Source organism: Alkalinema pantanalense CENA528 (assembly GCF_050753345.1).
Lineage (GTDB): Bacteria > Cyanobacteriota > Cyanobacteriia > Leptolyngbyales > Leptolyngbyaceae > Alkalinema > Alkalinema pantanalense.
Map to the genome: position 1 here is coordinate 1 of NZ_JBLZFX010000066.1, position 19,844 is coordinate 19,844.

General features: G+C 51.6%; 22 protein-coding genes. 10 read left to right on the forward strand and 12 right to left on the reverse strand.

From position 1 onward, the window contains the following. Positions 1-116 precede the first annotated feature (116 nt). On the reverse strand, positions 117-806 hold the full coding sequence (tmk, locus tag ACN4EG_RS18590; protein WP_431631655.1) for a dTMP kinase: 690 nt from the start codon (positions 804-806) through the stop codon (positions 117-119). Between the two features lie 142 nt (positions 807-948). Beyond that, positions 949-1,083 (reverse strand): hypothetical protein, encoded by a 135-nt coding sequence (locus ACN4EG_RS18595; RefSeq protein ID WP_431631657.1) that lies wholly within the window; start codon positions 1,081-1,083, stop codon positions 949-951. Between the two features lie 50 nt (positions 1,084-1,133). On the opposite strand from ACN4EG_RS18595, the gene ACN4EG_RS18600 reads away from it, so the two are divergent. Continuing rightward, on the forward strand, positions 1,134-1,481 hold the full coding sequence (locus tag ACN4EG_RS18600) for a hypothetical protein (RefSeq protein ID WP_431631658.1): 348 nt from the start codon (positions 1,134-1,136) through the stop codon (positions 1,479-1,481). Positions 1,482-1,732: 251 nt separating this feature from the next. Here ACN4EG_RS18600 and ACN4EG_RS18605 read toward each other — a convergent pair whose 3' ends face one another. The 5 genes from ACN4EG_RS18605 to ACN4EG_RS18625 form a co-directional block, all read right to left on the reverse strand. After that, positions 1,733-2,176 (reverse strand): FHA domain-containing protein, encoded by a 444-nt coding sequence (locus tag ACN4EG_RS18605; RefSeq protein WP_431631660.1) that lies wholly within the window; start codon positions 2,174-2,176, stop codon positions 1,733-1,735. Between the two features lie 155 nt (positions 2,177-2,331). Next, on the reverse strand, positions 2,332-4,920 hold the full coding sequence (locus ACN4EG_RS18610; RefSeq protein WP_431631662.1) for a heavy metal translocating P-type ATPase: 2,589 nt from the start codon (positions 4,918-4,920) through the stop codon (positions 2,332-2,334). A 54-nt stretch (positions 4,921-4,974) separates the two neighbouring features. After that, positions 4,975-5,163: a hypothetical protein gene (locus ACN4EG_RS18615; protein ID WP_431631664.1), complete on the reverse strand. Its 189-nt coding sequence runs from the start codon at positions 5,161-5,163 to the stop codon at positions 4,975-4,977. After that, positions 5,160-6,755 (reverse strand): CPBP family intramembrane glutamic endopeptidase, encoded by a 1,596-nt coding sequence (locus tag ACN4EG_RS18620; RefSeq protein WP_431631665.1) that lies wholly within the window; start codon positions 6,753-6,755, stop codon positions 5,160-5,162. The genes ACN4EG_RS18615 and ACN4EG_RS18620 overlap by 4 nt, the downstream gene beginning before the upstream one ends. Before the next feature lie 245 nt (positions 6,756-7,000). Then, positions 7,001-7,870, reverse strand: a complete 870-nt coding sequence (locus tag ACN4EG_RS18625) for a 6-carboxytetrahydropterin synthase (protein WP_431631666.1) — start codon at positions 7,868-7,870, stop codon at positions 7,001-7,003. 236 nt (positions 7,871-8,106) lie between these two features. Between ACN4EG_RS18625 and ACN4EG_RS18630 the strand changes: the two genes are divergently transcribed. From ACN4EG_RS18630 to ACN4EG_RS18650, 5 genes are all read left to right on the forward strand, one after another. After that, positions 8,107-9,297, forward strand: coding sequence for a sulfate ABC transporter substrate-binding protein (locus ACN4EG_RS18630; protein WP_431631667.1), 1,191 nt, complete (start codon positions 8,107-8,109; stop codon positions 9,295-9,297). Positions 9,298-9,341: 44 nt separating this feature from the next. Beyond that, entirely contained in the window at positions 9,342-10,187 is an 846-nt protein-coding gene (cysT, locus tag ACN4EG_RS18635; protein ID WP_431631669.1) for a sulfate ABC transporter permease subunit CysT, read from the forward strand. Continuing rightward, positions 10,177-11,013: a sulfate ABC transporter permease subunit CysW gene (cysW, locus tag ACN4EG_RS18640; RefSeq protein ID WP_431631670.1), complete on the forward strand. Its 837-nt coding sequence runs from the start codon at positions 10,177-10,179 to the stop codon at positions 11,011-11,013. The genes cysT and cysW overlap by 11 nt, the downstream gene beginning before the upstream one ends. 408 nt (positions 11,014-11,421) lie before the next feature. Continuing rightward, complete coding sequence (locus tag ACN4EG_RS18645) at positions 11,422-12,795, forward strand: P-loop NTPase family protein (protein WP_431631671.1); 1,374 nt, start codon at positions 11,422-11,424, stop codon at positions 12,793-12,795. A 115-nt stretch (positions 12,796-12,910) separates the two neighbouring features. After that, positions 12,911-14,497: a tetratricopeptide repeat protein gene (locus ACN4EG_RS18650; protein WP_431631672.1), complete on the forward strand. Its 1,587-nt coding sequence runs from the start codon at positions 12,911-12,913 to the stop codon at positions 14,495-14,497. Positions 14,498-14,508: 11 nt separating this feature from the next. Here the strand turns inward: ACN4EG_RS18650 and ACN4EG_RS18655 are convergent, their stop codons facing one another. Genes ACN4EG_RS18655 through ACN4EG_RS18665 form a run of 3 tightly spaced genes read right to left on the reverse strand, consistent with a single transcriptional unit; the run spans position 14,509 to position 15,377 of the window. After that, positions 14,509-14,712: a hypothetical protein gene (locus ACN4EG_RS18655; protein WP_431631673.1), complete on the reverse strand. Its 204-nt coding sequence runs from the start codon at positions 14,710-14,712 to the stop codon at positions 14,509-14,511. Between the two features lie 23 nt (positions 14,713-14,735). Then, positions 14,736-15,140 (reverse strand): hypothetical protein, encoded by a 405-nt coding sequence (locus tag ACN4EG_RS18660; protein ID WP_431631675.1) that lies wholly within the window; start codon positions 15,138-15,140, stop codon positions 14,736-14,738. Positions 15,141-15,161: 21 nt separating this feature from the next. Continuing rightward, positions 15,162-15,377 carry a hypothetical protein gene (locus ACN4EG_RS18665; RefSeq protein ID WP_431631676.1) on the reverse strand — a complete coding sequence of 72 codons (216 nt, stop codon included), beginning with the start codon at positions 15,375-15,377 and terminating at the stop codon, positions 15,162-15,164. 644 nt (positions 15,378-16,021) lie between these two features. On the opposite strand from ACN4EG_RS18665, the gene ACN4EG_RS18670 reads away from it, so the two are divergent. The 4 genes from ACN4EG_RS18670 (at position 16,022) to argB (ending at position 18,499) form a co-directional block, all read left to right on the forward strand. Then, the gene (locus tag ACN4EG_RS18670) at positions 16,022-16,261 is read left to right on the forward strand and encodes a hypothetical protein (RefSeq protein ID WP_431631678.1); all 240 of its coding nucleotides are present in this window, start codon (positions 16,022-16,024) and stop codon (positions 16,259-16,261) included. A 164-nt stretch (positions 16,262-16,425) separates the two neighbouring features. Further along, a complete protein-coding gene (locus ACN4EG_RS18675) occupies positions 16,426-16,926 on the forward strand; it encodes a hypothetical protein (protein ID WP_431631679.1) in 501 nt (166 codons plus the stop codon). Continuing rightward, a complete protein-coding gene (locus ACN4EG_RS18680) occupies positions 16,916-17,533 on the forward strand; it encodes a shikimate kinase (RefSeq protein WP_431631680.1) in 618 nt (205 codons plus the stop codon). Before ACN4EG_RS18675 ends, ACN4EG_RS18680 begins: the two co-directional genes overlap by 11 nt. An 87-nt stretch (positions 17,534-17,620) precedes the next feature. Further along, positions 17,621-18,499 carry an acetylglutamate kinase gene (gene argB, locus ACN4EG_RS18685; protein ID WP_431631681.1) on the forward strand — a complete coding sequence of 293 codons (879 nt, stop codon included), beginning with the start codon at positions 17,621-17,623 and terminating at the stop codon, positions 18,497-18,499. A gap of 84 nt (positions 18,500-18,583) precedes the next feature. Here argB and rimM read toward each other — a convergent pair whose 3' ends face one another. After that, positions 18,584-19,114 carry a ribosome maturation factor RimM gene (gene rimM / locus ACN4EG_RS18690; protein WP_431631683.1) on the reverse strand — a complete coding sequence of 177 codons (531 nt, stop codon included), beginning with the start codon at positions 19,112-19,114 and terminating at the stop codon, positions 18,584-18,586. Positions 19,115-19,237: 123 nt separating this feature from the next. Beyond that, a complete protein-coding gene (locus ACN4EG_RS18695; RefSeq protein ID WP_431631684.1) occupies positions 19,238-19,651 on the reverse strand; it encodes a hypothetical protein in 414 nt (137 codons plus the stop codon). Positions 19,652-19,844: the final 193 nt, after the last annotated feature.

Below are 19,844 nucleotides of genomic sequence, written 5' to 3' on the forward strand. Positions count from 1 at the left end.
GGCTTGGTACACTGAACGTAATCAATTGCAAAAGGCAGTAGATTGGCAGTTTACTACTGCCGATGCTCGGATTCGACTGAAGCGCCTCTATCCACAAATTGAAAACTGACAGTCCACTAGGGCGTTGTTTGAGGGATTTCATACCACTGGGCTAGTTTTTCTTCCAGAGTAGCTTGAATAGCTTGACTCACGGCTTCGATCGATAATGCAGCGTCAATGCGCAGAATGCGATCGGGGTGGGCTTGGTGCAATTCCGTAAATCCCTGGCGTACCCGTTGGTGAAAGGCGAAGTCAGCTTGTTCAATGCGATCGCGGCTACCCCTCGCTTGGGCACGGGCCAGACCCAGTTCCACATCCAAATCTAGCCAGAGGGTTAAGTCCGGCGCTAGACCCTCGGTGGCAATGGTATTGAGTTGATGAATCAATGGGAGGTCTAAGCCCCTGCCATAGCCCTGATAGGCCACAGTAGAGTCGGTATAGCGATCGCACAGGATTAGAGTTCCTTGGGCTAGTAGGGGGGTTAGGTAGCCGGATACATGCTGGGCGCGATCGGCCGCATAAAGTAACAGTTCTGTCCGATCTTGCATGGGTTCCATATCGGGCGTCAGTAAAACCTGACGAATCTTTTGGCACAAAGCCGTACCACCGGGTTCGCGGGTGGATTGAATAGAGACGATCGGGGTGGACTGTTGTAACTTCTCTAACCAACCGCTGTCAATGAGCCATTGTTGAGTGCGCTGGAGTTGCGTCGTCTTGCCACAACCTTCGCCGCCCTCAAATACGATGAACTTTCCCCGTTTCTCCATTATGTGCAGTCCCTATTCGGCAACCTACAGATTCTCCTACATCCCGGTTATCCTATCTCCTGGTCTACCATCCTAGTGATTGAAAGATCCGCTGCCAGGGACGACGTCGATTAAATTCCCATTCACCATCGTCCTATCAGTACTAGACCCTGGTGTAAACTTTGCCGTATTTTGAGACATACTCATGGGACGTGGGATAGACATTGTCTGAATTGATGTCTGAATCGACTAGTCCGATCGAGGAACCGTTGAGTTGTCCTTCGATCGAGTACAACATAAGGGTGATCTGTTGATTTCGATAAAGCAAGCTACAAGCTGGGGGTGGTTATGGCTCGTTATACTGCGCTGTTTACCGTTGGGATCGCAGTTAATGATCTGCATAGGGTGTTGCGCAAGGTTTTGGAGTCTTGCCGCCTAGAAGTCATTTACGATACTTCAGAATACATGATGGCTCGGGAAATTCCCGGACAAGTTCCCTTTCCAAAATTAGTGACGGTGGAGATCTTGATCGATCGCACCACTGCGACTGACCAGGAAATTCGAATGAAGTTTGTCATCAAAAACGAAGAGCTACCGCTGCAAGTGGATAATCACTGCCATCAGATGTTTGATGAGATTTACAAGGCAGTGAATGAAACCAATCAATGGAAACTCATTGAAACAGTCAGTGGCTAAGGGATGGTTCAGAAGCTAGATTACAGCCTAATCAGCTTTGCCTAACAACAATCAACGCCCTCCACTACGGTGACCCCAGGGGATAGTCGCAAACTTACTCCTGGGTGACTTATTTGCAGTGACTTATTTGCTTAGGGAGATTATTTTCCTGGAGGGCTTAATCGCGATCGGGCATTCAACCAGGCCAAAAGACTCAGTAGGCCAAGATCTTAAGCTGCCGTCACCTCAGCAGCGCCCAAGTCACCAATTTCCTAATCGATCTCATCATCCCCGAGATCCTCGGGATCGCCCACCATGCCGGGGCTGATCAGGGTAATGTCAAATTCATCGGGGGGAACCGTTTGCACAGCTTCCCGTTTCAGCAAATAGTAAATTGCCCGTACCTGTGGCCCAAACACCACTTCATCTGCATCGTGTAGGTCATGGGTTTGCAGCTTGCGTCCATTGATCAGCAACCCATTTGCACTCGCTTGTCCGCGCAGATTGCCATCCACAATGCGGTAGTAGTAGCTGCCATCTTCCTTGGGGAGTTGCACCAAGGTCGCATGGCGACGAGAAACAAATTGTGACACTAATCGAATATCACAGCGAGGATCACGACCGATCGAATAGACGGGAGCATCCAGGTTAAATTCTCGCCGACCTTTGTCGTCTTCAATGATGAGCAGATGGTTTTGGCGCGGTTCTGAAGGCATGTCGCGTGGTGGTTCCCGTGGCTAAAGACAATAATAAATTACACCATAGGTCTTTCAGTACAACCATAAACCTGCCCGGAGTAAATGACATCGGTCAACATGCTCAATCCTCAAGGGGTGGCTCTAACTGACTGACAGGTGATTGGGTGATTAGGTTATCGAGTGGCAGGTTGTTGAGGGATGAGTTGTTGAGTAACAAGTTGTTGAGTGACGAGTCGATGAAAGTGCCCTCGGAGCAACAGGGAGTTCAGGACAACACTGATGGAACTGAGTGCCATGAGGAATCCTGCGCCTCCTGGACTCAACAGGATCCGAAAGTGGGGTAGTAAAACTCCTGCTGCGATCGGAATGGATACTGCATTGTACCCAAATGCCCAGACTAAGTTTTGACGAATTGTGTCTAAAATTTGCCGACTGAGGTGAAATGTCAAAACGACATCGGCGAGGCGATCGCGCATCAAGACCAAACCTGCGGTTTCTGCGGCGACTTCCGTACCAGATTTGAGGGCAATCCCCACATCCGCTTGCGCCAGGGCAGGCGCGTCGTTGATGCCATCTCCTACCATCCCCACTCGATGGCCCTGGACTTGGAGTTGGGCGATCGCCTGGGATTTTTCCTCGGGCTTCACTTCGGCAATCACTTGATCGGTCTCAAGCCCCAGGGCTTGAGCGACGGCTTGAGCGGTTTCCCGGCGATCTCCCGTCAGTAATAGAACTCGCAACCCTTCCTGTTGTAGTGTTTGCAGCGTAGACCGGGCATCGCTGCGCAGGGGATCCTGGATGCCAAACAGGCCGACCCACTGTTGATCGATCGCCATGTGAACGATCGTGGTGCCTTGGTGGGCTAATTCCGTTTCCTGGGTTTTGGCTTCCGGCGGTAGGGAGACTTGATGCTGGGTTAGCCAAGCCGCATTGCCCAGTAGCAGGCTAGAAGACAGTGTTTCAGACAGTGCTTCAGACAGTGTTTCAGACAGTGCCTCAGACGGTGTCTCAGAGGACTGTTCCTCCCAGGTCACCTGGGCCGAGACGCCTAGGCCAGCCTGGGTCTGGAAATTCGTGGCAGGGAGTAGGGGTAAATCCTGTTGACTTGCAGTCTGAACGATCGCGGTGGCGAGGGGATGAATCGTGCCCTGTTCGACCGAGGCTGCTAATTGCAACAACTGGGAGGCCGTAAACCGTTGGGTAAGGTGAGCCGCAACGTGGATTACCGTCGCTGAGGGTTGACCTTGGGTCAGGGTGCCCGTTTTATCAAAGACAAGGGTATCCAGGGTTCGCACCCGTTCCAAAACGTCCCCTCCCCGAATCAGGAGACCATTTTCGGCCCCTAAACTGGAACCCACGAGCAAAGCGGTTGGTGTGGCTAACCCGAGGGCACAGGGGCAGGCAATGACCAAGACGGCGATCGTGAGTTTGAGGCTGAGGAGCAGGGGAGATAGAGAGGGATCTGGCGCTACAGCATCTGTATGGGCAGTCATCGGGAAGGGCAGGTGGTGGTGCGGTATCTGGCTACCGTAGCTCAGCACCTCCGGCCACCAGTGCAGCCCCAGAAAATACCAAAAGAGAAAGGTCAACCCAGCCAAAGCCATGACCCCGTAGGTAAAGTAGCCTGCGACGGTATCGGCCAATCGTTGGATGGGGGCTTTGCGGGTTTGGGCTGTTTCGACTAACTGGATAATCCGCGCCAGGGTTGTATTTTCACCCGTGTGGGTCACTTGAAGTACGATCGCCCCGGATTGATTCAGGGTGCCCGCAGAGACGGCATCTCCGATGCGCTTGACCACGGGCGCAGATTCCCCGGTCAACATAGATTCATCGATCGTGGATTCACCCAGCAAAATTTCGCCATCGATCGGCACCTGTTCTCCTGGTAAAACCTGCACCCATTCCCCCACCCGCAAGTGCTCGACAGGTACTTCGATCGCACCGGGAGCGATTACGGGCAATGGCGGGAGATCGGGTTGCTCCGGAGACGCGCTAGACCATTGGACTTTCACCAGGCGGGCAATGCGGGGCTGCAACGCTAACAGACTTTGGAAAGAAGCAGCGGCACGGTGGCGGGCCTGTTGCTCCAAGGTACGGCCTAGGAGAATAAAGCCAATCAGCATGACGGGCTCATCGAAAAAGCACTCCCAGCCCAGCGTGGGGTTAATCAACGCCACTAAGCTCGTCAGAAACGCCGTCAAAGCCCCTAGGCCAATCAGCGTATTCATAGTGGGGGCACCGTGCCAAAGGCCCTTCAGGCCATCCCACACCAGCGCACGACCCGGAATCAACAGGGCAGCGGTGGCCAGTCCAGCGTGGAACCCATCATTGCCCAGACCAGGAATGGCAAGCCCGATCGCGTCTGACACATGTCCGATCGTGGAAATCAGCAAAAGCCCGATCGCGATGATTAAATCCCGCCGTTGGCGCTGGGCTTGGGCTTGGCGCAGGGTGGCTAAATCCGCTAATCCGGATTGCAGGGAAGGACTGCTAGACTGCCTTACCTGGCTGGGAAAACCTGCTTGGGTCAAGACCTGGGTTAAGGTTTGGGCGAATTCCTGGGCATCAACCTCCGATTCGCAGGTAACGGTTGCGACTTCGGTGACCAGATTGACGCAGGCGGACTGAACACCGGGTTGTTGAGCGAGCTTGCGTTCTACGGCTCTAACACACCCTGCACATTTCATCCCAGTCACATCGAGGGTGAGAGTTTGAACGCTGGGGGAAGCTGGGGGAGGGGACGCGATCGCAGAGGTCAGCACGGGCAACACTTCCTAACATGGGGATGGAGCAACGGATCGGCAGAGACGGTACTCTCAGGAGGGATCATCAGAGGACTGGCGCAGCAGCCAAAGGCAGCCCAGCAGAACGGGCAAACTAGCTAAAAAGAAAGCCGCACTGGTGGGTAAGTTGAGACTGGAGAAGGCATTGAAATAAGCCATTCCACCACAGGCCCAGAGCATGAGGTGGCCGAGTTGTTTTCGATCGATCGGCTTGGGGGTCATCCGCGACTCGCGTTTCCTAAGATAAACAGGCTAATTAAGGTGCCGCTGTTCCACAAACTATGGAGCAGTATTGAGGCCAGCAGATTCTGGGTACGGGTATAGACAAACCCTAACACGATCCCCAAAGTCGCTAGGGGCAACACTTCCGACAAGCTGAGGTGCACCAGGGCAAAAATTAAGCTGCTTAACAGAATGGCATTCCAGGGGGAAACGTATCGGGTCAGGGACGGCAGCAAAAAGCCTCGGAAAAAGAATTCTTCAAAAACGGGAGCGGCGATCGATGTAGTCACAAAGAACAGGACCAGGGCGAGAGGATCCTGCCCATTGAGCAAAATTTCAAGCAGGGGGTTACTACCACCCTTGCCCTGCCAAATTCCTTGGTTAATCAAATTTACGCCGACCACCAGCGGAAACACGACTAGGTAGCTTCCCAATCCCCAGAGCCACCAGTTCCCTTTGACGCTGAGGCGGAACCAATTTTTCTCTAGGGGAAAATAGGGCTTAAGACTTTGATAGAGAACCGTTGAAGCTCCCCCCGCTAGGCAGAGATAGCCTATGAGAATGGACAGAGCTTGGAGCAGATCGTGACTCACCCGAGGCCCTAGGGCTGTTTTCAGACCCAAGGTTGCGATCGGCACCAAAAGATTACCCGCGAGAAACTGCCCCACAAAGAAAAAGCCAGCAATCACGACCCACCAAGTAGTTTCCCAATCCCAGGGCACAGCCCACTGACTGTCTTGAATTCCGGCTAGGAGAGATTTTTGGCCGCGCAAGAGTCGTTGGACACCGACGGTCAACAGGAGAATACTGCCGCCCACAAACGTTAGGGCACTGAGCAGGCTACTGAGGCCCAATTGAGTAATGACCCGCTCGGCGGTGGCTTGCTCAGTGGCGTTGAGTTGAGCCAGTTCTGCCTTTTGCTGGGATAGCTCGTAGACCCGCTCCAGCGATCGATAGCGATACCAACCGTCTAAATTCTGCTGAATGAGCCGTTCGGCTTGGGGGAGGAGTTGTGGTGGAGTTTGCCACAGGCCGGACAGGATTGCAGCGGTATCAGCAATTTTAGGGGTTGTAGCGGGGTTCTCCTGCAAGCCTTGCCAGAGTTGGGTAGATTGCTTTAAATCTTCAGCGGAGGGTTTAGCTTTACTGCGGTAGAGCAGTCCCAGACGCAGATCCAGTTCATCCTGATTTTTCTGCTTCTGGGTCACGCGGGCTTCTAGGTCGGCAACTTGCTCCGATCGGGACTTGTCTGCCAATTTATCTAGAAGCGTTTCCGATGCTGCATCGGCCTGTTTGAGCTGAGTCAGTTCCTTCTGGGCATTGCTTAAATCGTCAGCAGCAAGTTTTTTGACAGCGGAATATTCCTCCACAGCGGATTCCACAGGCCGACTTTCTCCCAGCAATTCCCGCAGGGCTTGGGCGGTGCTGTCAGGTTGCCCTTGCCACTCCACAAAGTGCAACCGCAAATCACTTTCAAATAGGGTTAATCGTCCTTGAAACTGAGGTTTGCCAAGACTCGCAACCAAATCCGCACCCATGAATAGGAGCGCGATCGCTGTGAGGGCTACCAAAACCAACCGCTTAATGGTCATGCAACTTTTCTGAAAGCAGAATTAACACTCTAACTAGCCTAAAACGGGACTCGCCTAAAACGGGACGAACTTAGGCGAAAAAAAAGAAAGGCTTGCGTTGTAACGGCTAGCCTTTGCTGATCGAATATGGAATGAGCAGTTCTGCATCACTCGTCGCGAGTTACTGTGTTCTGCCCTCACCCTAAATCCCTCTCCCAGAACGGGAGAGGGACTTTGAGGTTGGCTTTTCTTCTGCCTATTAAGGCTTACACCGTGGCCAGTTCGGGAAGTTGGATTTTCAAGGCGACGTTGTCGGTGTTGTTGCTGGCGTAGACTTCGCAGGCGTTATTGGGGCTTTCGTAGAGCTTCACCTTATGCAACGTAGCGCCAAGCTGACGCACGGGCTCTTCCAAGGTTCGGCAAACATAGGCCGCAATATTTTCCGCCGTGGGCACCACTCGCTCGAAGTAAGGAATATCTTTGTTGAGGAACGTGTGATCCATCGGCTCCACGATGTAGTGGTCGATCGCCGTTTGCAGTGCGCCTAGATCCACCAACATGCCCGTGCGGGGATGAATTTCGCCCTTTACCGTGATATCCAGATGGTAGTTGTGGCCGTGGCCGTTCACCCGTGCACATTTGCCGTAGATTTGGCTATTTTCCTCAAAGCTGAGGTCGGGGTGAGCCAAGCGGTGAGCCGCGCTGAAGTGTGTGCTAACAGTGAGGTAAGCTTCCATGGCGTTTCCTTGATAATCAGCCCAGAGGGTTTCGTTTTCGTACAGGCGAATCTCGACGATCGGGAGATGAGGGGCAAGCCGCTGCCAAATCACCCGCGCTAAATTCTCAGTGGTTGGCAGGGTTTGCTTAAAGTCTTCCCACACGTCATTGAGATAGGAAAAATCTAGTTGACCTGTGACTTCCTGCCTAATGACGTGTTTGACATTGGATAGGTTGAGCACCATCCCATACTCATCAACCTCCCCCAGCATGGACACATACAATGTGTAGTTATGACCATGCCCTGGAAAACGGGCACAGGCTCCAAACTGCTCGGTATTTTCCGAATCACTCAGTTCCGGAAGCCAATACCGATGGCTAGCCGAAAATTTGGCTCGACGATTAATAACACACTTCATAGGCTCGGTGGGAGAGGATGCAAGTGTTAAGTTCTATAAACTTAGACACTCTCTCCAGAATAGCGAATTGTTGTCCTGCATTGCCCATCAAAAGCTCATACACAATTGTCTATCGATCGGATTGGATTAGGGCTGGAATTTGCATGCACGGGGCTAATTGTGTCGTAGGTCATTTAGCGCTAGTATCAGGAGGCACAAATAAATCCCCTTTTCCGACCGACAAACTGTAGATTGCGATGGCTCCACGTAACCCGTCAAGTAAAAATTCTGGTCAAGATTGCGATCGGGCTTGCCATAGGCAGGCGTTTAATAGGGCTTTTAGTCGCTTGAGTAGACGGTACAGTCAGGCGTTCTACAGGGCATTGCAGCGATCGGGGTTGTTCCAAGCGCGACTGGTCCAGCGAGGCGTTGGGTTATTTGTGGTGGGTTTGGTGTTGTCCGGGCTGCTGGGGGCTTGCCAGGGATTCCGGCCAGCGGGGAGCGCCCCGATCGAACTGACGCTAGCCTCTTTTTCGGTGCCGAAAATTGCCTACCGGGCCATCATTCCTAAGTTTGAAGAAAAATGGCAACGGGAACATAACCAGCGGCTGACAATCAACCAGAGCTATGCCGGATCCGGTGCGCAAACCCGTGCGGTGATCGATGGGTTGGAAGCAGATGTGGTGCACTTGGCCTTGGGGTTGGATGTGCAAAAAATTGAAAAGGCGGGGTTGATTAATCCGGGCTGGGAAGATGAGGCTCCCAATCAGGCGATCGTGACGCGATCGGTGGTGGCCTTGGCGGTGCGGGAGGGCAATCCTAAGCAGATTAAAACCTGGACAGATTTGGTGAAACCGGGGATTCAGGTGATTACCGCTGACCCGCGATCGTCAGGGGTGGCGCGGTGGAATTTCCTAGCGCTGTGGAATGCGGCCTTGCAGAATCAGGGAAATGACGAAACAGCGAAAGCCTTTGTCAAGCAGGTGTATCAACAGGTTCCAGTCTTGGCGCGGGATGCACGGGAAGCCACGGATACTTTCTTTAAGCAGGAAGTGGGGGATGTGCTGATTAATTACGAGAATGAGTTGTTGCTGGCGAAGCTTAAGGGGGAATCGCTGCCGTTTACGGTGCCGCCGGTGAATATTTCCATCGATGCACCGATCGCGGTGGTGGATAAGAATGTCGATCGCCATGGCAATCGGGCAGCGGCAGAAGCGTTTGTGCAGTACCTCTTCAGCCCGGAGGCGCAGGTGGAATTTGCTAAGGCTGGGTTTCGGCCTGTGAATCCTGAAGTGGCCCAGTCGCCGGAGATGGCGCAGCAGTATCCCGCGATCGCGCAATTGACGACGGCCAAAGCGATGGGCGGCTGGAAAATGCTGCAAAAGACATTTTTTGATCAAGGGGGCGTGTTTGATCAAATTCAAGGCACGGCCCAAAAAGCTTCCTAGTACTTTCCCATCTTTTCGATTTTTTTGTATCTTGAGTTGTTTTTATGGCGATCGCTCCTTCCCTTTTCTGGCAACAACCATTGGCTTATTTAGGCAAAGTTTCCCTGCCGTGGCGCATCACGATCGGCTATTTGGCTTGGATGCTGGTATTGCCGATCGCGGCGCTGTTTGGGAAAGCAATCACGGCGCAACCCAGTGAGTTTTGGCGGATTGCTACGAGCCCGATCGCGCTGTCTGCCTACGAGGTAACGTTTGTAACGGCGTTGGGCAGTGCGTTGGTCAATGGGTTCTTTGGCACGTTGATTGCTTGGGTGTTGGTACGCTATTCCTTTCCCGGCAAGCGGCTGATTGATGCGATCGTGGATTTGCCCTTCGCGTTACCCACGGCGGTGGCAGGGTTAACACTGGCGACGGTCTACGGGCCGAAGGGATGGGTGGGATCGCTATTGGCTCCCTTTGGCATCAAAATTGCCTTTACCCGATTGGGCGTGGCGATCGCGATGTTGTTTATTTCCCTACCATTTGTGGTGCGGACAGTGCAACCCGTACTGAGTGAGATGGAACGGGATTTGGAAGAAGCGGCTTGGTCACTGGGAGCCTCGAAGGTTCAGACGTTTTTGCGGGTGACATTGCCACCATTGTTGCCTGCGATTCTAACGGGGGTTGCTCTGGGATTTTCCCGTGCGGTGGGGGAATATGGTTCAACAGTGATGATTGCGTCCAATACCCCATTTAAGGATTTGATTGCGCCTGTGCTGATTTTCCAGCAGTTGGAACAGTACAACATTGTAGGGGCAACGGTGATTGGCACGGTGCTACTGATCATCTCGTTTGTGTTGCTGCTATTGATTAATTTGCTACAAGCTTGGGGAAGACGCTATGCCAGCTAATTCATCGGTTTCTAATTCATCTAAACCTTGGGCACAGTGGGCGATGATCTCGATCGCGGTGGGCTATTTGGCGTTGGTGCTATTGTTGCCTGCGGTGAATGTGTTTTATCAAGCGTTTGCGAAGGGATTTGGCCCATTTCTGGGGCATTTTGCGGAAGCGGACATGCAAAGCGCGATCGGGCTGACATTGCTGATTGCGTTGATTGTCGTACCGCTCAACACCGTGTTTGGTCTGTTTGCCGCCTGGGCGATCGCGCGTCATCCTTTTCGGGGGAAGGCGATCGTCATTAGCATTTTGGATTTGCCGTTTTCCATTTCGCCCGTGGTGGCGGGATTGATGATGGTGCTGTTGTATGGGCAGCAGGGCTGGCTGAGTCCGATTTTGCAGTTTATCAATTTCAAAGTCATTTTTGCGGTGCCGGGGATTGTACTGGCGACGACGTTTGTCACGTTGCCATTTGTGGCGCGGGAAGTGATTCCGGTGCTGGAAGAAATTGGTACCGATGAGGAAGAGGCGGCGAGAACGTTGGGGGCCAATAATTGGCAGATTTTTTGGAATGTGACGTTACCGAATATCCGTTGGGGACTGCTGTATGGCGTGCTGCTGACCAATGCACGGGCAATGGGCGAATTTGGGGCGGTATCGGTCGTGGCGGGAAATATTGCTCGTAAAACACAAACTTTATCGCTGTTTGTGGAGGATGCCTATAAGCAATATGCGACGGGAGCAGCGTTTTCGGCGTCGGTGTTGCTAGGGGCGCTAGGGTTATTGACCTTGGTGTTAAAGGAAATTTTGGAACGGAAGACTTATCGGAAAACAACTTAGGGAACAGCGCATAAATAAAATCCCAATTGGGTAGGGGTAGGAGAGTAAAAGGGTAGGAGGGTAGGGGAATGAAGAGGGGATATTATTTCTTTGCAAATCCCTTAATACCCAATCAATATACCCAATCATGATTGCGACCCATACGATCCCCCTAAGTTCCCCTATCTCCCACGGAGAGGCTACGCCAAGAATAAGGGGGACTTTGAAACAATTTGGCTGAATTCCCCTTTTTCTGGCACAGCGGCGCGTAGCGCGGGGGCGAGGGGCGATCGAATCTGGGGTATTGAGCAATCAATTGGGGCTGAGGATTGGATCGATCGCGTCTTCACGATCGCGGTTCTAAAAAGCCCGTCTTCCCTCTGCAAACTCGCTTAAAATGGGGGGGATCGGGTTGTGTAGGTGGTGCCGATGGCAAGTTTAGAAGAACTGCAAAAGCGGTTAGAGGTGTTCCGGCTGGCGGGGCGGAACCTTCAGCTTGATCCATTGGTGACGCAGAAGGCGCTGGCGCAGTTTGGGGTGGAGTACCAGACGGATTTGCTGGAGCAGTTGGAACAGGCGATCGAGGATGCGGACGATCGGGATAATAAGTTTGTGTTTACGGGGCATCGGGGCTGTGGGAAGTCTACGTTGCTGGCGGAGTTGGGGTTTCGGCTGATTGAGACGGGTCGCTATTTTGTGGTGATGTTTTCGATTTCAGACACGATCGAGCGATCGGCAGTAGATCATGTCAATATTTTGTTTTCGATGGCGTTGCAGTTGCTTGAGAATGCGGAACGGCGATCGGTGAAGTTGAAGCCGGGGATTAAGAAGGAGTTATACAAGTGGTTGGGAACGCATACGCAAACGGAATCCCAGGGGGTGGAGTCGGAGATTGAGGCGAGTGGGGGCGCGAGTTTGGAGGGGGGCGTTCCGGGGTTGCTGAAGTTTTTGGCGGAGATTAAGTCGAAGATGAAGGTGAATTCTGTTGTGCGGAAGGAGATCACGATGGAGTTTGCGCGGCGGATTTCGGATTTGATTGCGAAGATTAATGAGATCCAGATTTATATCGAGAATGCGACTGGACAGCGGGTTTTGGTGATTATTGATGATTTGGATAAGTTGGATCTTGCGGTGACGGATAGCATTTTTAGTAAGAATATTCAGCCGTTGCTTGATCCGAATTGTCATATTCTCTATACGATTCCGATCGCGACGTTGCGGGAGGTGTCGCTGAAGCGGAGTATTGAGGCGGTTGTGAAGCAGATTCACACGATGCGGGTGGCGAAGTTTTTTAGTCGATCGGTGGTACGGAAGGCCGATCGGGTGCCGGATGCGGGCTGTGTGGCGATTTTTGAGGAGGTTTTGGATCGGCGGTTGCCCGTGGAATTGATTGAGCCGGAAGTGAAGCGGCAGATTATTTTGAAGAGTGGTGGGGTGTTGCGGGAGTTGATTCGGTTGGTCGATCGCTGTTGTGATAAGTGTATGCAGCAGTTGCGCAGTCAGATTCGGCGGGAGCAGTTGGATCGACCGTCGGTGTTGGTGAATCAGCAGGTTTTGGATCAGGTGTTGACGGATTTTCAGATTGAGTTTGCGGAGCCATTGGGGCAGGTGGATTTTGAGGCGTTGAAGCAGATTTATGAAGATTTGAAGCCACGGGATACGGAGAATCAGCGGTTTTTGGATTTGTTGCATGGGTTGTATATTTTGGAGTATCGCAATGCGGTGCTGTGGTATGACTTGAATCCGATCGTGGTGGATTTGTTGGTGCAGGAGGGGGTGTTGGATGGTGGCGCGATCGCCTGAGTTGACGCCGGAGAATGAGGCGACCTATGAGTCGTTAATGTCGTTGATTGAGAACAGTCAGGGTCGGCTGGCTCCGATTATTGTGGGCTGCGATGATGCTGGGGTGCGGCGGCGGGTGATTGCGCGCTATGAGCAGGAGGCGCGGGAGGGTAAGATTCGGCCCTATCGGATTGAGTTGGAGCGGGAGCCGAGTGTGCGATCGGAGTTGGCGAAGTTGAGGGATGGGGAACCCTATTTGCAGCGGGGTGGGGCGGCGGTATTTACGGTGACGGGGGCGGAGGTGCTGTTGCGGCTGAAGCTGCGATCGGAGGATGAGCAGAGTGATTTGGAGCAGTTTTTTGGTTATTTGCAGTGGACGCGGGAGGGGTTGCGGGAGTTTCCCTATCCGATCGTGCTGTGGGTGAGCCATCGGATTTTGCGGGAGATGAGCCGACGGGCACCGGATTTTTGGGGTTGGCGGAAGGCGGTGTTGCGGTTCGTGGATGAGGAAGAAACTTTACCGCAGGTGGATTGGCAACCTGCTGAGACAGTTTCAGAGAGTCAAGTTAGTCAAACGAATAATAATTTTCTTCCACCACTGGAGGAATTGTTAGGAGAAATTCAAGAGTTAGAACAGAAATCACCCAACACAGTAGGTTTAGCAGCACTCTACGATAAGCTTGGACAAGTTTATGCAAATCGTATAGAACACGGTCAAGCTAAAAACTTAGAGCAGGAACGTGAGTTAGCTATTCAGGCTTTTAAGAAGTCGATCGAGATTTACACGATTCAATTTGAAAGAAAGAACTTGCCGTGGGTTTGGCTTCGTTTAGGTGATTTCTTGAAAAGTCAATCTTATTATACTGACGCAATAGAAGCTTACCAAACTGGATTTCATCTTTTCCAAGAGTGTGGAGATCAACATGGTCAAGCAGCGTCTTTGAATAACATAGGCAATATCTATAGATTACTTAAACAATATGAGAGTGCACTGCACTTCCATAAACAATCTCTAGAAATTTCACAGACAATTGGTGCCCGATGGCGTGAGGCAATTTCTCTAGGGAATCTGGGTCTTGTTTATGATGAGATGGGTCAACATGAGAAAGCAATCAGTTTTTATCAACAATCTTTAGAAATTAAAAGAGAAGTTGGAGATCGATATGGTGAAGCAATTTCTTTAGGGAATTTGGGTCTTGTTTATCATGAGATAGGTCAATATGAGAGAGCAATCAGTTTTTATCAACAGTCTTTAGAAATTAAAAGAGAAATTGGAGATCGATATGGCGAGGCAGTTTCTTGGAATAACATAGGTAATATTTATAACAACCTTGAACAATATGAGAAAGCTATTGATTGTCATCAAAAAGCTTTGGAAATTAGATGCAGAATTGGTGACCGACACGGACAAGCGCAATCCTGGCAAAATTTAGGTAATGTACTTTTAAAATACGAACCACGTCGATGGGAAGCTCTCCAAGCCTATGAGCAAGCAAAAGCCATCTTTACAGAACTCAAGCTGGATCATGAGGTTGAGAAATGCAATACTGCTATCTACAATTTCGACCGAAAAATTCCAACTCAGCAGAAATCGAAAACCCTAGAACTTCCGAAGCAATCTGCCCGCGCTAGGAAACGCTCTAAGTTTACTTGGAAACATTATTTCTTTTGGGCTGTTGCTGCTGTTGTTATTGTAATCCTAGTGATTATGGTGTTTCGTTAATGTCACGATCGTCATAGCCCCAATTCCGCCTCAATCTGCTCAATACTCGGCAAGCGCGATCGTAGCTCCTCCGGCAAAGTATGCGTGATTTGGTACTCTGCAACCCCGATCGGTTTATGAGAGACGGGTAATTTGTACCACCTCAGAGCCTTCGATTTTGGCAACAGCTTGTTGCCAATTTGGGATCGCTTCCCTGAAAAATCGAGCCCTGCCATTGCATTTATCGTTAATTTTCGGTTTAGGATTTTGGTTTAACTTCAAACTCCATTTTGGAGCGATAGAAACAAACATCAAATTCAAGGAAAAAGTTCGTTTGCCCCAAAATTAATGGAGTATTGGGTCGTTTCACCCATGCAAAAAGTAATTCGATTGGTGGAAATTCTCCAACTTGAGCGATCGCGGAAAAAGGCATAGCAGACTGATTGCTGAGATTCCCTGCTAGCTGAATGATGGCTCTGCGATCGTCCCAAATTCCCCCTAGCTGAAGACCTAGCTCATAGGGCAAAACATTAACCGTAGCTCCACTATCCACTAAACCAATGACTTCAGCTTTCCGATCGCCTCGATTCAGCAAAAACGGTAGCCTTGGCAGACTGTCAAACTCATTCTGGGCTGGGCTAGTGGTTGAGTATTGAAAGCGCATAAATTATTGAAAGCACAGAAGTTATTGCTGACTTGCCTCTGAATGCTGAAAGGCTTCCATTAACGCTGCACCAGCCCCAAAACAATCATAGGGCGTTGGCAAATCGTAGGTTTTAAAGGGTTCCAACGGTGCAATATTTTCAGCCATTTCCAAATCCTCAGCCAGAATTCGGATCAACTTGAGCTTCTCTGTTGAGGAAAGCTGCCGTGCAGCAGGAAGTACATCAGCAAGCGTCATGATAATGTCCTTCTTTCAAAAATCTGTATCTACAGCTTACTCTACCTAATTGATCTATTACGCCTACAGATCCGATTCCCCCTACCCTCCGCGCTACGCGCCGCTAACGCTAGAAAAAAGGGAGAACCGGAAAAACACACTCAAATCTTCTCCTGTTTTAGGAAAATTTAGCCAAATTCTCTCAAAGTCCCCCTTTTTCTTGGCGTAGCCTCTCCGTAGGAGATAGGGGGATTTAGGGGGATCGATATGCATCGCAATCAAAAATTAATTTGGTACTAGGCCGATCGAATACCCACGATCGAACCTATTGTTTCCAGATGCCACGCCACGTTACCAAATATCACAACATTGCAAACAATCGCAAAACAGTTGACAGCGCCCCACTTTCCCCCTAGGCTTGTTTCTCATAGCTGAGTGCAACCGTGTTCGCAAAGTCCCGATCGCATCAGCTACGACCCCAGAAATTAAAGCGCTACCCAACGTTGTTGACACCAACAGAGGGTAGCTAAACCCCAAGCTGGATACAGCAGCTAGGCGGTCTGACACGGATTTTAGCATTCGATCGGGCCACCCTACTTGTCCTGCGCAAAAGGGTGGCTTTAATTTTTGGGATTTCCTCCCCATCTACAATCAGGAGAAATCCCATGTTCATTGGCTTTGGCGGCCCCGACCTTCCAGAAACTTCGATCGACGACACCCGCAGACCCTTCCAAATCTACCTCCTCGGCACCCGCGAAGAAATCCAATCCACCATCAACCAACTGCAAGTAGTGCGATTTTGCGAACGCATTCGCTGGAGTCCCCCCATCCCCGTCCTCGGCTCCGACTGGAAATACATCAGCATGATGGAACGCGATCGGCCAGCCCCAACCCACCAGCCCTAACCCAACACCTCACCCACTTGCACCCGCAACCCCTTCGCAAAATCCCACCCCGACTGCACCCGTTTGCCCGCCAGAGGATCGATCGCGCCAGGGTTATCCGCTGTGGGCTAAGCTGGAAGATGTTCGATCGAGGGCTGATGCAGATCGGCCATCAGCTAGCTACCATGCCCATTGTCCGCTTAATTTCCCTCCTAGGGCTGACCCTGGGGATAGGCATCTTCATCTGGCAAAACGTCACTACGAGTTTGCCACTGGTCTTTTTTGGCGTGGCGCTAGGGCCGTTGCCGCTGGCCCTTTGGTTGCTCCTGGCATTGCTGTTGGGCAGTGGCACCAGCTTCGCCATCACCGCCCTGCTCAAACTCTCCAGCACCTCGGTCAAACTTCCCCGTTGGGGGCAACGATCGGGCGATCGAACCCGCGATCGGCAGCAAAATCGGCAAGCCCCCCGCGATCGAACCCGCGATCGCGAAGACTGGGATGATGATTGGGACGAAGATAATCCCGTGGTTGAAGATTGGGACGAAGATTGGGACAATGGCCCCGTCGTCGATCGGCCCCAACCCACCCGCGAACCCCAACCCCGTCAACCCCTGCGCCGGGATGTCGTAGACGCCGAATTTCGAGTCATTGTCCCCCCCTCCCGCAACTTAGAAGATGATCGTTAATTCCACCACCGTCCACCAAGCCCTGCAAGGCACCAACCTCTATCTCATTGGCATGATGGGATCCGGCAAATCCACCGTTGGCAAAATACTGGCCGATCGCCTGGGCTACCAGTTCTTCGACAGCGACAGGGTGATTGAACAGGTGGCCCAGCAGCCGGTAAGCCAAATTTTTGCGGAATCCGGGGAAGCGGTGTTTCGGGAACTGGAAACCCGCGTCCTAGCGGAAATTTCTAGCCATGGCCGGAAGTTAGTGTCCACCGGCGGCGGCATCGTCCTCAAACCAGAAAACTGGGGCTACCTGCGCCATGGGGTGATCATCTGGCTCGATGCCTCGATCGAGATTCTGAAAACTCGGCTGGAAGCAGACACCACCCGCCCCCTGCTCCAAGGCACTGATTTGGAAACCAAGCTGCGATCGCTCTACCACGATCGCCAAGCCCTCTACGCCCAAGCCGACCTGAGGATCCTGCTAGGGGAAACCGATACCCCCGAGGAAATTTGCGATCGCATCCTCCTCGCCCTCGCCAAAGCCTGCCAGGAAAAGCGAGAACAGGACGCGGCGATCGAAGAGCTGAACCGCCAAAAACCCTTTCACCTAGAAGAGTAATCTCATCACTCCCTTACATCTGACGCCATCTTTCAAATAACCTTGTAATCTAGATAACGTTGTTTGTTTAACCAGCGGTCGATCGCCATGTCCATGCCCCTTGATAACTGCCTCGCGGATGCCTCGGTTCGGGTCAATATTCTGAGTGAGGCGCTGCCCTATATTCAACAGTTTGCAGGGCGGACGATCGTGGTGAAATACGGCGGCGCAGCCATGAAGGACAGCACCCTCAAGGATCAGGTGATTCGGGATGTGGTGTTTATGGCGTCGGTGGGCATTCGTCCGGTGCTCGTCCATGGGGGCGGCCCAGAAATCAATACCTGGCTGGGTAAGCTAAACATTGAACCCCAGTTCAAAAACGGTCTGCGCGTGACCGATGCCCCAACGATGGATGTGGTGGAAATGGTACTCGTGGGACGGTTAAACAAAGAGATTGTGGCCCTAGTCAACCAAGCGGGTGGCTCTGCGGTGGGGCTGTGTGGCAAAGATGGCAACCTGCTGACGGCGCGGCCTGCGGATGAAGAAGGGATTGGTTTTGTAGGGGAAGTGTCTACGGTGAATCCCCGAATTATTGAAGTGTTGATTAACGATGGCCATATTCCGATCGTGTCCAGTGTGGCGGCGGATGAGATGGGCCAGTCCTACAACATCAACGCAGACACGGTAGCCGGGGAAATTGCGGCGGCGTTAGGCGCAGAAAAGTTAATTCTACTAACGGATACACCGGGCCTAATGAAGGATCCCAAGGTGCCGGATAGCTTAATTCACCAACTATCGATTCGAGAAGCCCGCACGTTAATTGATGATGGCACAGTCTCCGGCGGCATGATTCCCAAGTTAAGCTGCTGTGTGCGATCGCTCGCCCAAGGCGTGCGTGCGGCCCACATTATCGATGGTCGGTTGCCCCATTCGCTGTTGCTGGAAATTTTCACCGATTCCGGAATTGGTACGATGGTGGTCGCCTAGCGGTTTTGTCCTAGATGGGTTGTTGAAGCTCCATCGAAAGGTCAAACGCAAGCTTGATCCAATCTTGAAATAATGGACTGCTCCTTAGATCAATCCAGGGGGTGGGGTGATTTCGATGCGGTTAGCGTCCAAATCCACCACAGGCACGATCGCTTCCACAAACGGAATTAAAATCGGCTCCTTACGGCCTTCTGCCTGCACTTCCAGCAAATCATTTCCCGCAAACAATACGTTACTGACCGTTCCCACCAAATCCTGGGTTGCTTGTAAATAAACCGGTAGACCAATCAGATCTGCCACATGAAATTCACCTTCCTCTAACTCAGGCCGATCGCTACTTTCCACCAGCAACAGACAGCCCCGCAACGCCTCCGCCGCATTACGATCGCTCACTCCCGCCAACTGGACAATGTATAAACCCTTTCCTTCCTGGTAATAGCCCTTCAGCAGTTCGATCGGTTCCGGTTGGGTCTGATTAGGGCGCAGCATCCAGCGGGTTCCCGGTTCTTCAAACCGTTCTGGAAAATCGGAACTGGGATAGATCTTTACCTCGCCCCGAATTCCTTGGGCTGCAACGATCTTACCAATTTCCATAAACTCAGGTGGAACGGTCATGGGAATTCCCAACTCCAATCTAGATAATAAAACTTAAGCCACATCGAAAACAGTGAGTGAATTACAACCTGAATTCGTATGTAATTGCAAAATTTGGTGAGCTAGCAATGCTACATATTCCAGTTATGCATCATTCCGGAACAGTGCCGCTGTTTCCACATGCATTTTAGAAATCAGCGGATCACGCTCGATCGCGGCATAGTAGCGCTGGGACAGCAGATCCCCCATGGGATTGGGCTGGAGCATAGCCGTTGCCTTATCCAACAATCCCACCAACACCTCCATTTCCACCGGTTCCTTCGCAGCCATGGCTTCATCGATTTCCACAATGTACTTCGACATCACCCGCAACCAAGCAAAATGCTCATGCTCCAACACGAGCTTAAAAAACTCCATGTTGTTGGCAATGCGTCCGTTGGCTTGTTCGTAAACGGCCTTTTCCGAGTCCAGTAACGCTTTATGCAGCTTCAGCATAAGATTGCGCACCGTTTTAAGTTGCTGGCGCGTTGCGTCCAGGGAAGGATCAAAACTCGACATGGTAACTTGCCCGATTTATACTGTGCCCGACTTGTACTGAGTCCAAATAAATTTGTTATTGCAACACATCACGATCCCCCTAAATCCCCCTTAATAAGGGGGACTTTGAAAGAATTTGACTAAATTCTCCCCTGTTAAGGAGGGCTAGGGAGGATCGGATCTGTAGCATTGATAAATCAATTTGATTGATATA

Excerpts from the sequence above, each read along its gene's own strand:
- cysW (WP_431631670.1), top strand. The coding sequence starts at position 10,177 with ATGCCAGCTAATTCATCGGTTTCTAATTCATCTAAACCTTGGGCACAG.
- rimM (WP_431631683.1), bottom strand. The coding sequence starts at position 19,114 with ATGACCGTTCCACCTGAGTTTATGGAAATTGGTAAGATCGTTGCAGCC.
- ACN4EG_RS18665 (WP_431631676.1), bottom strand. The coding sequence starts at position 15,377 with ATGACGCTTGCTGATGTACTTCCTGCTGCACGGCAGCTTTCCTCAACA.
- ACN4EG_RS18630 (WP_431631667.1), top strand. The coding sequence starts at position 8,107 with ATGGCTCCACGTAACCCGTCAAGTAAAAATTCTGGTCAAGATTGCGAT.
- ACN4EG_RS18675 (WP_431631679.1), top strand. The coding sequence starts at position 16,426 with ATGCCCATTGTCCGCTTAATTTCCCTCCTAGGGCTGACCCTGGGGATA.
- ACN4EG_RS18625 (WP_431631666.1), bottom strand. The coding sequence starts at position 7,870 with ATGAAGTGTGTTATTAATCGTCGAGCCAAATTTTCGGCTAGCCATCGG.
- ACN4EG_RS18595 (WP_431631657.1), bottom strand. The coding sequence starts at position 1,083 with ATGTTGTACTCGATCGAAGGACAACTCAACGGTTCCTCGATCGGACTA.
- ACN4EG_RS18680 (WP_431631680.1), top strand. The coding sequence starts at position 16,916 with ATGATCGTTAATTCCACCACCGTCCACCAAGCCCTGCAAGGCACCAAC.
- ACN4EG_RS18615 (WP_431631664.1), bottom strand. The coding sequence starts at position 5,163 with ATGACCCCCAAGCCGATCGATCGAAAACAACTCGGCCACCTCATGCTC.
- ACN4EG_RS18645 (WP_431631671.1), top strand. The coding sequence starts at position 11,422 with ATGGCAAGTTTAGAAGAACTGCAAAAGCGGTTAGAGGTGTTCCGGCTG.
- ACN4EG_RS18670 (WP_431631678.1), top strand. The coding sequence starts at position 16,022 with ATGTTCATTGGCTTTGGCGGCCCCGACCTTCCAGAAACTTCGATCGAC.
- ACN4EG_RS18695 (WP_431631684.1), bottom strand. The coding sequence starts at position 19,651 with ATGTCGAGTTTTGATCCTTCCCTGGACGCAACGCGCCAGCAACTTAAA.
- ACN4EG_RS18620 (WP_431631665.1), bottom strand. The coding sequence starts at position 6,755 with ATGACCATTAAGCGGTTGGTTTTGGTAGCCCTCACAGCGATCGCGCTC.
- ACN4EG_RS18605 (WP_431631660.1), bottom strand. The coding sequence starts at position 2,176 with ATGCCTTCAGAACCGCGCCAAAACCATCTGCTCATCATTGAAGACGAC.
- argB (WP_431631681.1), top strand. The coding sequence starts at position 17,621 with ATGTCCATGCCCCTTGATAACTGCCTCGCGGATGCCTCGGTTCGGGTC.
- ACN4EG_RS18600 (WP_431631658.1), top strand. The coding sequence starts at position 1,134 with ATGGCTCGTTATACTGCGCTGTTTACCGTTGGGATCGCAGTTAATGAT.
- tmk (WP_431631655.1), bottom strand. The coding sequence starts at position 806 with ATGGAGAAACGGGGAAAGTTCATCGTATTTGAGGGCGGCGAAGGTTGT.
- ACN4EG_RS18655 (WP_431631673.1), bottom strand. The coding sequence starts at position 14,712 with ATGGCAGGGCTCGATTTTTCAGGGAAGCGATCCCAAATTGGCAACAAG.
- ACN4EG_RS18660 (WP_431631675.1), bottom strand. The coding sequence starts at position 15,140 with ATGCGCTTTCAATACTCAACCACTAGCCCAGCCCAGAATGAGTTTGAC.
- cysT (WP_431631669.1), top strand. The coding sequence starts at position 9,342 with ATGGCGATCGCTCCTTCCCTTTTCTGGCAACAACCATTGGCTTATTTA.